Below are 15,680 nucleotides of genomic sequence, written 5' to 3' on the forward strand. Positions count from 1 at the left end.
ATCAGCGCGGCGCCGCGACGGGTTCGGTGGCCGTCGTGACGCCTCGCTGCCGCGGCGGTGCTTCCGACGCCGACGCGGCTTCGCGGGACAGGAACGTACCCAGCTCGCCGATCGTGCTCATGAGCGGCGCGGGGAACACCACCGTGGTGTTCTTGTCGACGCCGAGTTCGACCAGCGTCTGCAGGTTCCGCAGCTGCAACGCCAGCGGGTGGGCCATCATCGTGTCCGACGCGTCGCCGAGCGCGTCGGCCGCGAGAGACTCGCCCTGTGCGTTGATGATCTTCGCGCGCTTCTCCCGCTCCGCTTCGGCCTGCTTGGCCATCGCCCGCTTCATCGACTCCGGCAGCTGGATGTCCTTCAGCTCCACCAAGGTCACCTCCACGCCCCACTCGACCGTGGTCATGTCGAGGATCTTGCGGATGTCGACGTTGATCTGGTCGGTCTCCGCCAGCGTCTGGTCGAGGGTGTGCTGCCCGACCACTTTCCGCAGTGTGGTCTGCGCGATCTGATCGATCGCCGCGTACACGTTTTCGATCGCCACCACGGACTTCACCGCGTCGACCACGCGGAAGTACGCGACGGCCGACACGTCGACGCTCACGTTGTCCCTGGTGATGATCCCCTGCGACTGGATCGGCAGCGTGATGATCCGCAGCGAGACCCGGTGCAGCACGTCGACCACCGGGATGATCAGCCGCAAGCCCGGCATCCGCACCCCCCGCACCTGTCCCAGCCGGAACAGCACGCCCTGTTCGTACTGCTTCACCACCCGCACCGACAAGCCGAGCAGCAGCGCCACCACGGCGACGATCCCGATAACGACCCACGCGTTCATGACAGGACTTCCCTTCCCGGAAATGAGTGACGTCAACGATTCGCCGGTCCCGCACCATCGGACACCAGCACCGGCGCGGGCACCAGAGGGCAAGGGACTTCCAGACCAGGGACCAAATACCCCCGCATCGAGTGAGCAAGGCTGCGGCGCGAACCCGCCGTCGCGCGCATGCTGCCAGCAGCGACCGGTGTCCCGCCGGAAGGTCGGAGGAATCGACATCATGACGAAACCAGATCCCTATCCCAGCGGCAATCCGTTCCCCGAGAACGAAAAACCTCCCCCCAGGCTCGTGTACCCGGATTCCGCGCGGTGGGTCCGGGCCCGCCGGGTGCAGCTCGGCTGCACGGCGATCCACATCGTCTGCGGCCTGTTCGCGGTGGTACTCCTCGCCCACGTCGTATTCGTGGCCGGTGGCGCGAACCAGGCGAACGGCGTCGCTTCGATCGTCCGTGCCTGGTCGCACGCGGTGTCCCTCGGGTTCGAAGGGCTGTTCACCCCGCCCAGCCCCGGCTGGCGGGCCTTCCTCAACGACGGCCTCGCGGCGGTCACCTGGGTCGTGGTGAGCGCGGTCGCCACCACGCTGTTGCGCCGCATAGCCCTCGCGCCCGGGGACGACGAGATGACCCGATGATCCGACCGGCTCACAGCAGCGGGCCGGTGAGGGGCTCCGTCCCGCTCTCGGGCGGGCGCGGCGCGCGGGTGCGGGCCGGGATCACCACCACCGGGCAGGTCGCCGCGCGCAGGCACTGCTCGGTGACGGAGCCGACGAGGAGCCGGAGGACCCGGTTGTGCCCGTGGCTGCCCAACACCAGCATCGCGGCACCGTCCGAAGCACGTCCGAGCGCGGCGGACGGGGTGTCCTCGACGACCTTGGCAACGACCTCGACCGGTGACGTCTCACCGCGGACATCCGCGACGAGGTGATCGAGTTCGCGTCGCCGGTCAGCTTCCGCGCGCTGCCGCGAGAGGCCGGTACCGGGGCCCGGCAAGGGATCGAAGGTCCACGCGCGGACCACGTGGACCCCGCGGTGGCTCAGTGCCGCCTCGCGGACGGCCCAGCGCAGCGCCGCCGCACTGGCCTGCGATCCGTCGACACCGACCACGATCACGTCTTTCCGGTCTCCGGCAGCCATCGGTTCCGCCCTTCCCTCGGGGTTTCTTCGCAGGCTCCTCCGTGGACGCGTGTTCGGTACAGGGTCCGGAGTTCTTCCGATCGGTGCCGGTGGAGAGCCGCACCGGTGACCTTGTGCTCTCGCAAGGTGGGTTCGCAGGCGCGATCGTGAAGGCACGGCCAAGACGACACAAGGAGGCCCGCGATGCTGGTACGCGACATCATGAGCACACCGACGATCGCGATCACCTCGGACGCCTCGATCGCCGAAGCGGCCGCCACGATGGCCTCCCGCGGGTTCACCAGTCTCCCGGTGACGGACCGGGAAGGCAGGCTCCTCGGCCTCCTGACCGAGGCCGATCTCGTCGGCGGCATCACGGCGGCGGGGGAAGGGCGGAGTGATCCCGACACCGGGGTCATGCTCACCCACCGGCCACACCTGGTCGCCGCCCTGATGCGCCCCTCTCCGGTCGTGACGGGCCCGGGGATCGACGTCGTCGATCTCGCCGAAACCATGGTCGCCCGCCAGGTCCGGTCCGTGCCGGTCCTGGCCGATGGCAAGCTCGTCGGCATCGTCACGCTCCAGGACCTCGTCCGCGTGCTCGCGAGCTGAGCGCTGGCAGCGCGCTCAGCGCGCGCGACGGGCGACCGCGGCGGCGAAGAGCCCGGTGGGAAGCCCGGCGAAGAGAATGCCGTCCTGCCACGGAGTGCTGGCCTCGTCGAGAAACCGGAGCACCGGTTCGGCCGATCCGCGATCGAAGAGCGCCGCGAAGGTCTGTTCGAGCCGCGCGGGCTCGCGAACGACGACATCGAGCAGCGCGCCGTCGAACCACCGGTACCTCGCGGCGCCGGCTGGGACGGCGAAGGGATGTCCCCGAGTACGCAGCGAGCGCACGATCGCCGCGCTGTCCCGCTGAATGCGCTGGTACGCGAAGCCGGTGCTGGCCTTGGCCAGTCCCGCCTTCGTGCCGATGGCCATGGTCCGCCCCGAGCGCCTCTTCGCCGGTGCGGCCGTAAGCGGCAGTGCCGCGCCTTCCTCTCGCAGCACGGTGTACCGATCGGTGCCGACGATCTGTTCGAGGTACTCGGCGAGCGCGGCACGCTGTTGGCGGGGCTCCGGCGCGACGTGGTGTTCCGGTGCGGTGAACGAGGTGAGTTCGACCAGTGCCTCGGCCGGGGACCGCGGAAGGACGTAGACGAAGCTCGCCGCCAGGTCCTGCGCGGTCCGGAAGTCGGCGAAGGTGACCACTTCGGGATCGAAGACCGGCTCCTCGCTTCGCAGGTGCCAGCCGCGGAAGACCAGCCGCGCGTCGGCCGGTGGCGGCGTGCGCGGCCCGGCGACGCTGTCGAACACCCAATCCGCCTCCCACCGCTCGCCATCCACGACGAGTTCGCCGTCGCCGACGCGCTCGACGCGTCCGCGGCGGAACGTGACCCCGCCGTGCGCTCCGATGAGGCGTTCGACCTCGGCGGCGAAGTCGGTGCCGCGCACCCGGTGGTACCGGTACCTGCCGAGCCCGAGCGTGCGGTCCCGTCCCCCGGCGTGCACGCGGAAACAGTCGAACGTCCGCGAAACCGCGCCGCTCAGCAGGCCAGGACGATCCGACCAGTACGCCCAGCCCGCTTCGGAAAACGGGGAACGGCCGTCGTCCACGACCGTCACCTCGTCGGTCACCCTCGGCTCGGCGGCAAGGTGCGCGGCCAGCGTCGCACCGCTGAGCCCGCCTCCCGCGATCACAATGGACACCGGACTTCCCCTTCCGCCCGGGGAATCCGGGCTCAGAACCGGGTCTTGCGATCCTGTTCGCGATCCCATTCCCACTGCCACCTGGCCAGCCGGGCGCGGTTCAATCCGAGTGACGTGAGGCCGTAGATCCCGAGCAAGGTCAGGCACAGGCCCAGCCAGGAACCGGCGCCTGCCGCGATCCCGTCGACCACCGCGCCGAACTCCGTGATCGGTGCGTCGACCGGGTTCCCGTCCCGGTCCAGCCACACCGGCACCACCGCACCCTTCAAGGCACCTTCTTCGGCGGGAACCTTTCCGAAACGGGGCACGCCGTTCGGCAGGGTCCACGTCGCCTCGGTCGGCTTCTCACCTCCGACCGAGGCGCTCCGCCCGGTCGCCGAGAGCGCCGGGCCGTCGGTCAGCAGGGTCGCCGTGCTCTGGTATCGCGTCTGCACCTGCTCACGTGCCTGTTCCGCTTGCCTCGCATGGGTTTCCGAGCCGATGCTCGCCGCGAACGGCACCGCTGCCAGCGCGAAGAGGATGAACAGCACCAGCACGCTCGCCTGGAACCGGTCCGATGGCCGCGCCAGCGAATCCGCGCCCGGCTTGAACGTCCGCCACAACCGCACCAGAATCCTCCGCGACGCGTCCATGGTTTTCTCCTTCACCAGCGGGAAATGCTTTCCACCAGCATCGTCCGAACCCGCGCGCGTCCGAAGGGTCCTCCGGCACCGCCCGCCCGCGACAGGTCACGGTGATCGAGGACTCTGGGCGAGATGCCGCGGGACCAAAGACCCTAAAGAGAGTCCACTGTGGATCAGGTCGCGACGTCCCTGCCGCGGAAGGCGGTCAGCCCCAGCAGAAAGAGCGCGACAGCCGCCATCACCAGCCACAGGAGTGGCGTCACGGACACCGCGGCACCGGGAAGCCGCGGCAGGTGCGTGAACGGTGAGAGGTCGACGACCCACGCGGGCAGCCCGAGCAACGGCCCGAAATCGCCGATGACGACGAACCCGGCGAGCACGCCCCACATCCAGGCCACCGCGCGCGGCGCCAGGCCGAATACGGCGAACGCCAGCGCGGCCAGCACCCATACCGCGGGCAGCCGGGACACCGCGGCACCGGTCAGCCTGGCGATTTCCCCGGTGACGTCGCCGGAACGCAGCCCGTTCCCGATCCCCGCGCCGATCCCGGCCGCGACGAGCGGAAGGGCGCTCCCGGCACCGGCCGTCAGCAGGTACCCGGTGAGCACCCGTGCTCGTCCGACCGCTCCCGCGAGCAGAGGATCCAGCCGCAGCGCGTGCTCCTCCTGGCCCAGCCGCACGACCACCCACACCGCGTAGACCGAGACCAGCACGCCGAAGATCGCGAACTCGGCCGCGAGAAAGGAGTCCGTGACACCGCTTTCGCCGCCGAGCGCGGCGATCAGCTGCCGCGCCTTCGGCGTGTCGAGGAACCGGCTCACCCCACCGGCGAGGTTGCCGATCACCACACCGAGCGCCAGGAAGCACGCCGTCCACACTCCGAGCGCCATCCGGTTGAGCCGCCACGTGAGCCCCCACGAGCCGCGCAGCAGGCGGTCGGCCCGTTCCGGTCCGGCCCGATCGGCCAGCAGTCCGGCACCGAAGTCGCGGCGGTGTGCGAGCCGCCGAGCCGCGCCGGCGCACGCCGCCGCGAATCCCAGCGACAGCAGCGAAACCCACCACCGCTCACCGGCGTAGGCATGCAGCTGGTGTGCCCAGCCGATCGGGGAAAGCCAGGACAGCCAAGCGTTTCCGGTCGCGTCGCCCACCGCGCGCAGCACGTACGCCACCACCAGTGCCGCGGCAGCCAGACCGGACGCCGTCCTGGCACCGCGGGTGAGCTGTGCGGTGACCGCCGCGAGCGAACCGAAAGCAAGCCCGGTCACCGCCCACCCGAGACCGAACGCGAAGGACCCGGCCCAAGGAAGCCCGGCCGCGACGAGTCCGAACGCGGTGACGAGTCCGAGCACCAGGCTCGCCGCCGAAACCACGGTCAGCGCGGCCGCGAGCGCCGCGGACCGGCCGGTGACGGCGGCTCCGACGAGCTCCAGCCGCCCGGATTCCTCCTCGGCCCTGGTGTGCCGGACGACCGTGAGGATCATCAGCAACCCGACCAAGGCAGCGCCGAAGCCGCCGAGTTTGAACACCGCGGTCGCCCCGGCCGTCGGCGCGTACACCGGTCCGTACAACGCCAGCATGGCGGGAACGGAGTTGACGCTGTCGGCGATCGCCGCGCGATCCGCGGCGCCGGGGTAGAGCGCGACGGTGGCCGCCGCCGACGCGGCCGCGACCACGACGAACACTCCGATCCACAACGGCAGCCGGATCCGGTCCAGGCGCAGCGCCAGTCTGATGAGCATCCTGGTACCGGTGAGCGCGTTCATACCGACGCCTCCGCGGTGTCGCGGCGGTAGTGCCGCAGGAACAGCTCTTCGAGGGTCGGCTGGCGGCTGGTCACGCTCCGCACGCCCACATGGCTCAACGCGCCGAGGACGCCGTCGAGCCCGGCGCTGTCGACGCTCATCCGCACCTGGTCGCCATCGACGGAGAGATCGTGCACGGCGGGCAGTGCTCGGAGCTCGTCGGGCACCCGGGAGACCCGCGCCGTGATGGTCGTGCGGGTCAGGTGGCGCAGCTCGTCGAGGGAGCCGGTGTCGACGTTCCGCCCGTGGCGGATGATGCTGACGCGGTCGCACAGCGCCTCGGCTTCGGCCAGGATGTGGCTCGACAGCAGAACCGTGCGGCCACGCTCGCGCTCTTCCCGCACACAGTCGCGGAACACTTGGTCCATCAAGGGATCCAGGCCCGCGGTCGGCTCGTCGAGGAGCAGGAGGTCCACATCGGACGCCAGCGCCGCGACCACGGCGACCTTCTGGCGGTTGCCCTTCGAATAGGCCACCGCCTTCGTCGTCGGGTCGAGGTCGAACAGCTCCAGGTAACGGGCGCGGCGCTTCGGGTCGAGCCCGCCGCGCAACCGGCCGAGCAGGTCGATCGTCTCGCCGCCGGTGAGGTTCGGCCACAGCGACACCTCACCCGGCACGTAGGCCAGCTTCCGGTGCAGCAGCACGGAATCGCGCCACGGATCGCCGCCGAGCAGCCGGACCTGACCCGAGTCCGCCCGCAACAACCCGAGCAGCACCCGGATGGTGGTCGACTTCCCCGCACCGTTCGGGCCGAGGAACCCGTGCACCTCGCCCGCGCGCACGGTGAGGTCCAGACCGTCCAGTGCCTGGACGGTCCCGAACGCCTTCGACAAACCCGTGATCTCGATCGCCGGTCGTTCCTGGTCGGTCATCGGTCCTCCTTGCCGCTGAAAAAGGCTTCTTCCTCTTGGGCGTAGTGCAGGTTCAGCACGGCGTCGAGCCCGTACAGGGTGGCCCGCAGGTCGTCGACCTGGTCGGCGCCGATCCGGCCGGGAGCCACCGCGAGGTGGCGCCCGAGTCGCCGGGACAGCCGGGAGATCTCGGCGTGCTCCCTGCTCAACGCGGCCGTGCGCACGGCACCGAGCACCGGGTAGAGCTCGGACTCTTCCGCCACCTCGTGCGGCAGCAGGCGCTCGACGACCATCCGGTTGGCGCGCCGGACCGCGGCGTCGGAGGCGGCCGTCGGCCCGTCCGCGAGCGCGTCCGCGGCGTGCCGGATCGCGGCCCTCGCCGGTGCCAGTCGCTCGTGCTCGGCCGAGAACCTCGCCGCCAGCTCGTCCGCACGCGGATCGTGCCGCCGGGTTCGCCCGCGCAGGGCGCGCAACGCGTTCAGGATCGCCACGACGTCGATGGCTTCCTGGACCACCGCACCGGCGACGGGGAGCAGCAAGCCCGACGCGGCCGCGGCCATCGCGCCCAGCGACAGCACCGTGCCGCCGACCGCGCTCCACACCGCGAGCGTTCGGGAACGCCGCGCCGTTTCGACCGCGTCGGCCAGCCTTTCCAGCCGGTCGTCCAGGATCACCGCGTCGGCCACCTGCGTGGCCGCCGTGGCGCCATAGGAACCCATCGCGACGCCCACATCCGCGGTCGCGAGCGCGGGTGCGTCGTTGACACCGTCTCCGACGAACGCGGTAACCCCGGCGCGGCAAGCATTCTCGGCCGAAGTCACCTTCTCCGCCGGGCCCACCTCGGCGGTCACCGCGTCGAGGCCGAGCGTCGCGGCCACTTCTCGCGCGTTGTCCACGCGATCGCCGGTCACCAGCCGGATTTCCCGGATTCCCGCCTCCCGCAAGCGTTTCATGGTCCGAGGCGCGTCGCGGCGCACCCGGTCGCGCACCAGGAACGCGGCCGTGAGCGCACCGTCCACGTCCACCCACACCACGCTCGCCAGGTCCAGCTTGCCCCGGTTCAGCACGCCCCGCGCCCACCCCGGCAGGTCGCGCTCCCCCGGCAGACGGCCGACCGTCACCCGCCGCCCGTCGACCACACCCCGCACGCCGGTGCCCGGGGTCTCGGTCACGTCCTGCGCTCGTTCCACGGGCACGCCCGCGGCAGCCGCCGCGCGGACGATCGCCGCGGCGAGCACGTGCGGGGAAAGGCGCTCCACGCTGGCGGCCAAGGCGAGCACTCTTTCCTCAGTCATTCCCGGCGCGCACACGACGTCGGTGACCTCCGGCCTGCCCTCGCTCACCGTCCCGGTCTTGTCCAGCAGCAGCACCCGGACGTTGCCGAGCGTCTCGAGCGCGGCGCCGTCCTTCACCACGACCCCGGCCCGCGACATCCGCGACATCCCCGCGGTCACCGCGATCGGCACCGCCAGCAACAGCGGGCACGGCGTCGCCGTCACCAGCACCGCGACCGCGCGAACCGCGTCCCCGGTGAACAGCCACGCCGCGGCGGCCATCAGCAAGGCCACCGGCAGGAACCAGATCGCGATCCGGTCGGCGATCCTGGCGACCGGAGCGGTGCCCGCGACGGCGCGTTCGGCCAGGCGCACGATCCCGGCGTAGGTGCTTTCCCCCGCCGCGGCCGTGGCGACCAGGTCGACGGCGGCACCCGCGTTCACGGTTCCACTGTGGACAGTCGCCCCGGCGCGCTTGGGCACCGGGAGCGGTTCCCCGGTCAGCGCGGACTCGTCGAAGGCGCCGTCCGCGTCGAGGACGCCGTCGACCGACACCACCTCACCCGGCAGCACGACGATCGCCTGCCCGGCGACGACCTCGTCCACGCCGATGGTCTCGAGGCCGTCCGCGGTGCGCCGGTGCGTTCGGGACGGCGCTCTGTCGAGCAGCATCGAAAGGTCGCGGCCCGCACGTCGCCTCGCGCCGGCTTCGAGCACATGGCCCGTGGCCACCATGAGGGCCACGATCCCGCCCGCGAGGTACTCACCGACCGGGAGTGTCGCCGCGAGCGCGAGGACCGCCAAAAGGTCGGCGCCCCACCGCCTGGCACGGAGATCGGCCATGACCCACACGACCGACGGCCCCAGCGCGACCACCGTCGCCGCCGCCCACAACACTTTCGCGCCACCGCCGCCCACCAGCGACAGCACACCGCCCGTTCCGACGAGCAGTGTTACCGCGACCAGGAGAACCGCTTCCCGTGAGCGCGCGAGCCGCACCGCCCTCATCACGCCACGTCGTTCCAGACGTAGTCGAGCCGGTTTTCGACCGCGACGACCCCGGGAACGTCCTCGACCATCCGCGTGAGCGTCTCGACCTCGCTGCGCTTCTCCACGCGCCCGCACATCGTGACGACGCCGTCGTGCACCGCGACCCGCGCGCGATCGGGTCCCAGTCCCAGCGCGCGGAGCAACACCCCGCGCTCCACCTCGTGAAGGAGTTCGTCATCGGTGCGCACGAACACGCGCACCAGGTCGCTGCGCGAGACCACACCGACCAGCGCTCCGCGCCGCAGCACGAAAAGGCGCCGCACCCCGGTGCGCGCGAACTCCGCCGACGCGGCGGTCAGCGAGGCGCCCGCGTCGATGGTCAGCGCGGGCGCGGTCATCAGATCCGAGGCGACCCTGCCGCTCATTCTGCGGTCGCGCCGCGAAAGACGCTTCGCGAGCCACGATGGCCGTTCGTGCTCGCGCAGGTGCGACAGGAGATCCGCCTCCGAGACCACCCCCACGAGCGCGCCGTGCCGATCGAGGACACCCACGGCGCTGATCGCCCGCGCGGTCAGCACCTCGGCGATCTCCTTGAGCGGTGTGTCGGTGCGGACCGTCACCGGGTCCGGGGTCATGACGGTGGAAACGGTGAGAGACGTCATCGCGGTCCTCCACTCGAACACGCCGCCTCACGTCCGACGGCTCCTCCCCCGAAGGTAGGGACCGAGCGGGGGCCGTCGCGGCGGTCCTTCGCCCACCAGCGGAAGGACCTAGGTCGTCAGTTCACCCGCAGGACCGCCGCCCCGTTGACCCGGTCCGCGGCGAGATCGGACAGCGCGCGGTCCGCTTCCGCCAGCGGATACGGCGATGTCGACACCCGCAACCGGTGCGACCCCGCGACGCCGAGGAACTCTTCAGCGTCAGCCCGCGTGTTGGCGGTGACGCTGCGGACCTGGCGCTCCTGGAACAGGTGGCGCTGGTACCGCAACGGCGGGATGTCCGAGAGGTGGATGCCCGCGATCGCCAGCGTGCCGCCGCGGTCGAGCGCGGCCAGGGCGGGCAGGACCAGGTCACCAACCGGGGCGAACAGGATCGCGGAATCCAGCGGTTCCGGCGGCGAGTCCCCGGCGCCGGTCGCGGAGGCGGCGCCGAGTTCGAGCGCCAGCCTCCTGGCGGCCGCGCTCCGCGTCATCACGTGGACCGTGACGCCCCGAGCGATCGCCACCTGCGCCGTCAAGTGCGCGCTGCCGCCGAACCCGTAGATCCCCAGCACTCCGCGCTCCGGGACCTCCGCCCGGAGCAGCGCGCGGTAACCGATGATCCCGGCGCACAGCAGCGGAGCGAGTTCGTCGTCGGTGTACCCGTCCGGCAGGCGGAGCGCGTAGCCCGCCGGGACGACGGCGAACTCGGCATACCCGCCGTCGGCGTCCCACCCCGTGTAAACCGAGTCGGGGCAGAGGTTCTCCCGCCCGCGCGCGCAGTACCGGCACCGCCCGCAGGTACCGCGCAGCCAGGCGATACCGGCCCGGTCGCCGATCGCGAACCCGGTGGCGGGCCCGTCGCCGATCGCGACCACCTCTCCGACGACTTCGTGCCCGGGAGTGACGCCCCGCCGGTGCACGGCAAGATCGCCTTCCGCGACGTGCAGGTCCGTCCGGCAGACACCGCACACCAGCACCCGCACCAGCAGCTCGCCGGGCCCTGGCACGGGAACCGGCGCGGTCACCTGGTCAAGCGGGCGCGACACCATCGGCCCCGGCCGCGTCACCCGCCAGGCACTCATCCGCTCGTTCACACCGTCGAGAATGCCCGCGACGGCACTCTTCCGCGACTGCCGAAGGTCCTCTCCACTCGATGAATCCACCATGGTCACCGGGTGACGGGACGTAGGCCCCTGTCCGCGCCCGCCGACCGTGGAGAAGGTGGGCGAGTGTCCCGCACCGCCGCCCCAGGCCCGCCGCCCTCCGCGCCTCCACCCGCCACCGAACCGCCGAAGCGCGGCTGGCCGTGGTGGCTGACTTCGCTGCTCGTCCTGGTGTACCTCGCGATCCTGTTCGGCCCTGCCCTGCTCGAACGGGGCACGAGCGCCGTGCCCTACACCGAGTTCCTGTCCAAAGTAGACCAGGGGCAGGTCGACTCGGTGACCGTCGACGACCACGGCTCGCTCAGCGGGGAGCTCCGTGGCGGCGCCGGCTTCACGAGCCAGGTGCCGACCGCGCTCAACGACGCGTCGCTCGAACCGCTGCTGCGCTCGAAGAACGTCAAGATCACCGCGAAGACCACGACCACCTCATGGGTCAGCACGCTCACCGCGTTCCTGCCGTTCGCGCTCTTCCTCGGCTTGATGATCTGGATCGGTCGTCGGGTCCGCCGCTCTCTCGCCGACGGCGGCGGCGTCGGCGGTCTTGGCGGTATCGGCGGTATCGGCCGGTCGAAAGCGAAGATCATCGAGGCGCAGCGGCCCACCACCCGATTCGCCGACGTCGCCGGCTACGAAGGGGTGAAGCAGGAAGTCAGCGAGGTCGTGGACTTCCTCCGCGACCCGACCAGGTACGCGGCAGCGGGCGCGAAAGGACCGCGCGGCGTGATCATGATCGGACCGCCCGGCACCGGGAAGACGCTCATCGCCAGAGCCGTCGCGGGCGAGGCGAGCGTGCCCTTCCTGTCCATCACCGGATCCGCGTTCGTCGAAATGTTCGTCGGGGTCGGCGCGTCGCGGGTCCGCGACCTGTTCGACGAAGCGCGCAACCGGGCGCCGTCGATCATCTTCATCGACGAGATCGACGCCGTCGGCAGCAGGCGCGGCCCCGGTGGCTTCGGCGGGCACGAGGAGCGCGAGCAGACGCTCAACCAACTTCTATCCGAAATGGACGGATTCGACCAGAGCAGCGGGATCGTGGTGCTGGCGGCCACCAACCGCCCGGAAACGCTCGACCCCGCACTGCTGCGGCCGGGCCGGTTCGACCGGCAGGTCACCGTGCCACTGCCGAACCAGGCCGAACGCGCCGCCATCCTCACCGTGCACATCGACGGGAAGCACCTCGCCCCCGACGTCGACCTCACCGTGGTCGCCAGGGGCACCCCGGGGTTCTCCGGCGCCGATCTCGCGAACCTCGTCAACGAAGCCGCCATCAACGCCGTGCGCGACGACCGGACCGTGCTCACGGCCGCGGATTTCGCGACCGCGCGGGACCGCGTGCTGCTCGGCAGGCGCGATGCGTCCAACGCGCTCCTGCCCGAGGAACGGGAATCCGTGGCCGTCCACGAATCGGGGCACGCCCTCGTAGCCGCGCTGTGCGAGCACGCGGACCCCGTCACCAAGGTCACCATCCTGCCCGCCGGGATGGCCCTCGGTGCGACCGAACAGCTCCCGGAAGCCGAACGGCGCCTGTACCGGGAGGACTACCTGAGCGATCTGCTCGCGGTGCGCATGGGCGGCAGGGCGGCCGAGCTCGTGGTCTTCGGGCAAGGCTCGACGGGTGCCGCGAACGACCTCGCCGAAGCGACCGCGCTGGCGGTGAAGATGGTGACCGAGTTCGGCCTCTCCCCCGCACTCGGCCCGATCGGCTATGGCACCGGAGCGCACGCCGCGCCGGTGGACCCGGTGGAGGCCGCGCAGAGGCCGTACTCGGAACACACGCAGCGGACGATCGACCAGGAAGTGGCCAGGCTCCTCGCGGAAGCGGAAGCGCGCGCCGTCGCCATGCTCACCTCCCGGCGCGACGCACTCGACCGGCTCGCGGCCCAGCTGCGGGAGCAGGAAACCGTCGACGGCGACGCCGTGCTGGCGGCGTTGCGCGAAACCACCGCGGCGCCCGCGCGCTGACTGGCCAGTGTCACCGGCGGCGAGGACTTCTTCCTCTGCCGGCGGGGCACGGACGAGATCGACACTCGGCCCGTGGCGCGGATTCGCGCGAACGGCAATGAAAGGGGTGCGCCATGCCGAACTGGTGGTACCACGCATGCGGTGGCACGGGCTGGTTCGGGCCGGCCATCGGCCTTGGCATCGTCCTGATCGCCGGGATCGTCCTGCTCGCGATCGCGCTGGTGCGCCGCGGTTCGAAACCGCAGGCACCGGACCCGACGGCCATGCACGTTCTCGAAGAACGGTTCGCCCGCGGGGAAATCGACACCGAGGAATTCGAACAACGGCGCGACATCCTGCGCCGGGCAGCGGAAAACGGGACGAGGAGAACACGATGACGATCGACCCCGCGCGCTCCGGCGGCACGCCGAGCCTGATCGACCAGGCCATGCCACGGCCCGACTTCACCCTTACCGAGCACCTCTTCGTCGACGCACCGGCGGGTGCCGTCTACGACGAGATCGGGCGGTTCGACCTCGGCCGGGTTTCCGATCCCGTGCTCCGCGTCCTGTTCTGGTGCCGGGCGTTTCCCGAACGGCTCCAGCGCCTGCTCTTCCCGAAGGGCGCGGAAGAGATGACCTCGGCGGAGATCGCCGTCGGCACCGACTGGGTCCTGCTCGGCGAACGCGACGGCGAGGAAATCGTCCTCGGCGCGAAAGGGCGGTTCTGGATCCCGGTCGTCAAATGGGACCAGATCCCGGTCGACGACTTCGAGCGCACCACCCCCGCGCACCACGGCCGGATCGTGACCTCGTTCGCGGTGCGCCCGTACGGGGACCGGCGCAGCGTGGTGACCTACGAAATCCGGGTCGACCTGCCGGACACGGGCACCCGCCGCGCGTTCCGGGCCTACTGGGTGACCGTGCGCCCCTTCGTCGGGCTGGTCGGCAGGAGGATCCTGCGCGCGATCCGCGACGCGGCGACCACCGTCGAGTGCTGACGGCCGCGAGCTCAGTCCTCCGGCACCATTTCGATGGCACCGCACGGGCATTCCTGGACACAGATCCCGCAGCCCTTGCAGTAGTCGAGGTCGATCTCGTACCGCTCGCCCGGTTCGAGCTTGACCACCGCGTTGTCCGGACAGACCCCGTAGCAGTTGTCGCAGCCGAAGCAGTTCCCGCACGACAGGCACCGCCGTGCCTCGAACAGCGCGGTCGACTCGTCGAGGCCACCGACCACTTCGTCGAATGTGGACACTCGGCGGGACAGGTCGAGATGCGGCCGGACCGTCGCGTCCGCGTCGCTGTAGTACCAGGTGTTCAGCTTGTCGAAGGTCGCGAGCGGCCGCGGCTCCCGCTCGGCGCGCGCTGAGCCGCGGAGCCACGCGTCGATCGAGCGAGCCGCCCTCGCGCCGTGCCCGATGGCCGCGGTCGCGGTCCGGGTGGCCGGAACCATGTCCCCGCCGGCGAAAACCCCTTCGCGCCCGGTCATCATGGCCCGGTCCACTTCGACACCGCCGTCCGCACGGCCGATGCCGGCCAGCCCGTCCACCAGGGACAGGTCCGAATCCTGGCCCAGTGCGAGCAGCACGGAGTCGGCGGCCAGGTCCTCCAGCTCACCGGTCGGCTGGGGGAAACCCGTGTCGTCGAGGCGCATCTTCTCCACGGTGACCCCGCCGCGGTCGACGTGGGTGACGGTGGACAGCCAGCGGAACGTGATCCCTTCCTCCACCGCCTCGCCGACCTCGGCCGGATGGGCGGACATCCGCGCGCGGGTCCGCCGGTAGACGACCAGCGAGTCGGCCGCACCGAGCCGCCTGGCGGTGCGCGCGGCGTCCATGGCGGTGTCGCCGCCTCCGTAGACGACGACGCGCCGTCCCAGGAGAGGTCGTTCACCGCTCTCCACGCCGTGCAACACCGACACCGCTTCGAGCACGCGCGCCGAGTCCCCCGCCGGGATGTAAGCGCGTCGGCCGAGCTGCGCCCCGACCCCGAGGAACACCGCGTCGAAACCGCCGTCCGCCATCGCGGCCGCCGCGTCGGCGACCTTGCTGCGCTGCTCGAACACCACACCGAGGTCGCGGATGCGGGCGATCTCCGCGTCGAGGACGTCACGCGGGAGCCGGTAGCGCGGGATCCCGTACCGCATCATGCCGCCGGGCAGGGCTTCCGCGTCGCGAACGGTCACCAGGTGGCCGAGCCTGGCCAGGTGGTACGCCGCCGACAACCCGGCGGGCCCGGCGCCGACCACCAGCACGTGCTTTCCCGACGGGTCGCCTTCGACCGCGACCGTCCACCCGCGCTCGATCGCCTCGTCGCCGAGGAACCGCTCGACCGAGTTGATGCCGACGGCTTCGTCGAGCTGCCCCCGGTTGCAGGCGCTCTCGCACGGCGCGAAGCAGATTCGCCCGAGCACGGCGGGAAACGGGTTGTCCGCCATGATCCGGCGCCAAGCGGGCTCGTAGTCACCCGACTCCGCGTGGTAGAGCCACCGCTGGATGTCCTGCCCCGCCGGGCACGCCTGGTTGCACGGCGGGAGCAGGTCGACGTAGACAGGTCGCTCGGTGCGCCAGTCGCCGGTCTTGTTCGCCCGGCTCGAACCCGCGTCGAGGGTGATCGCGAACGGCTTTTCCCGGTCCATCT

General features: G+C 71.2%; 15 protein-coding genes. 5 read left to right on the forward strand and 10 right to left on the reverse strand.

The genetic code is table 11. The annotated features are described in order from the left end of the window. Window position 1 precedes the first annotated feature (1 nt). Complete coding sequence (locus HUW46_RS06705) at window positions 2-835, reverse strand: slipin family protein (protein WP_215546452.1); 834 nt, start codon at window positions 833-835, stop codon at window positions 2-4. Between the two features lie 220 nt (window positions 836-1,055). Between HUW46_RS06705 and HUW46_RS06710 the strand changes: the two genes are divergently transcribed. Further along, the gene (locus tag HUW46_RS06710) at window positions 1,056-1,466 is read left to right on the forward strand and encodes a hypothetical protein (RefSeq protein ID WP_215546453.1); all 411 of its coding nucleotides are present in this window, start codon (window positions 1,056-1,058) and stop codon (window positions 1,464-1,466) included. A gap of 10 nt (window positions 1,467-1,476) precedes the next feature. On the opposite strand, the gene HUW46_RS06715 is transcribed toward HUW46_RS06710, so the two are convergent. Further along, the gene (locus tag HUW46_RS06715) at window positions 1,477-1,968 is read right to left on the reverse strand and encodes a universal stress protein (protein ID WP_215546454.1); all 492 of its coding nucleotides are present in this window, start codon (window positions 1,966-1,968) and stop codon (window positions 1,477-1,479) included. A 183-nt stretch (window positions 1,969-2,151) separates the two neighbouring features. On the opposite strand from HUW46_RS06715, the gene HUW46_RS06720 reads away from it, so the two are divergent. After that, window positions 2,152-2,559, forward strand: a complete 408-nt coding sequence (locus HUW46_RS06720; protein ID WP_215546455.1) for a CBS domain-containing protein — start codon at window positions 2,152-2,154, stop codon at window positions 2,557-2,559. Between the two features lie 15 nt (window positions 2,560-2,574). On the opposite strand, the gene HUW46_RS06725 is transcribed toward HUW46_RS06720, so the two are convergent. The 7 genes from HUW46_RS06725 to HUW46_RS06755 all read right to left on the reverse strand — a co-directional run bounded on the left by HUW46_RS06725 (window position 2,575) and on the right by HUW46_RS06755 (window position 11,016). Next, on the reverse strand, window positions 2,575-3,693 hold the full coding sequence (locus HUW46_RS06725; protein ID WP_215546456.1) for a lycopene cyclase family protein: 1,119 nt from the start codon (window positions 3,691-3,693) through the stop codon (window positions 2,575-2,577). 32 nt (window positions 3,694-3,725) lie between these two features. Next, window positions 3,726-4,325, reverse strand: coding sequence for an Rv1733c family protein (locus HUW46_RS06730; protein WP_215546457.1), 600 nt, complete (start codon window positions 4,323-4,325; stop codon window positions 3,726-3,728). Window positions 4,326-4,489: 164 nt separating this feature from the next. After that, window positions 4,490-6,079, reverse strand: a complete 1,590-nt coding sequence (locus tag HUW46_RS06735; protein ID WP_215546458.1) for an ABC transporter permease — start codon at window positions 6,077-6,079, stop codon at window positions 4,490-4,492. Further along, entirely contained in the window at window positions 6,076-6,990 is a 915-nt protein-coding gene (locus tag HUW46_RS06740; protein ID WP_215546459.1) for an ABC transporter ATP-binding protein, read from the reverse strand. The genes HUW46_RS06735 and HUW46_RS06740 overlap by 4 nt, the downstream gene beginning before the upstream one ends. Beyond that, entirely contained in the window at window positions 6,987-9,251 is a 2,265-nt protein-coding gene (locus tag HUW46_RS06745; protein WP_215546460.1) for a heavy metal translocating P-type ATPase, read from the reverse strand. The genes HUW46_RS06740 and HUW46_RS06745 overlap by 4 nt, the downstream gene beginning before the upstream one ends. Beyond that, on the reverse strand, window positions 9,251-9,895 hold the full coding sequence (locus HUW46_RS06750) for a CBS domain-containing protein (RefSeq protein WP_215546461.1): 645 nt from the start codon (window positions 9,893-9,895) through the stop codon (window positions 9,251-9,253). Before HUW46_RS06750 ends, HUW46_RS06745 begins: the two co-directional genes overlap by 1 nt. 116 nt (window positions 9,896-10,011) lie before the next feature. Then, on the reverse strand, window positions 10,012-11,016 hold the full coding sequence (locus HUW46_RS06755) for a zinc-binding alcohol dehydrogenase family protein (protein WP_215549713.1): 1,005 nt from the start codon (window positions 11,014-11,016) through the stop codon (window positions 10,012-10,014). A 147-nt stretch (window positions 11,017-11,163) separates the two neighbouring features. Here HUW46_RS06755 and ftsH point away from each other — a divergent pair, with 147 nt between their 5' ends. The 3 genes from ftsH to HUW46_RS06770 all read left to right on the forward strand — a co-directional run bounded on the left by ftsH (window position 11,164) and on the right by HUW46_RS06770 (window position 14,038). Then, window positions 11,164-13,059, forward strand: a complete 1,896-nt coding sequence (gene ftsH / locus HUW46_RS06760) for an ATP-dependent zinc metalloprotease FtsH (protein ID WP_215546462.1) — start codon at window positions 11,164-11,166, stop codon at window positions 13,057-13,059. A 113-nt stretch (window positions 13,060-13,172) separates the two neighbouring features. Next, window positions 13,173-13,436 carry an SHOCT domain-containing protein gene (locus HUW46_RS06765; RefSeq protein WP_215546463.1) on the forward strand — a complete coding sequence of 88 codons (264 nt, stop codon included), beginning with the start codon at window positions 13,173-13,175 and terminating at the stop codon, window positions 13,434-13,436. Beyond that, the gene (locus HUW46_RS06770) at window positions 13,433-14,038 is read left to right on the forward strand and encodes a hypothetical protein (RefSeq protein WP_215546464.1); all 606 of its coding nucleotides are present in this window, start codon (window positions 13,433-13,435) and stop codon (window positions 14,036-14,038) included. The genes HUW46_RS06765 and HUW46_RS06770 overlap by 4 nt, the downstream gene beginning before the upstream one ends. Window positions 14,039-14,049: 11 nt before the next feature. On the opposite strand, the gene HUW46_RS06775 is transcribed toward HUW46_RS06770, so the two are convergent. Further along, the gene (locus HUW46_RS06775; protein ID WP_215546465.1) at window positions 14,050-15,678 is read right to left on the reverse strand and encodes an NAD(P)-binding protein; all 1,629 of its coding nucleotides are present in this window, start codon (window positions 15,676-15,678) and stop codon (window positions 14,050-14,052) included. Between the last annotated feature and the right edge of the window lie 2 nt (window positions 15,679-15,680).

The sequence above is a fragment of the Amycolatopsis sp. CA-230715 genome (genome assembly GCF_018736145.1).
Taxonomy (GTDB): Bacteria; Actinomycetota; Actinomycetes; order Mycobacteriales; family Pseudonocardiaceae; genus Amycolatopsis.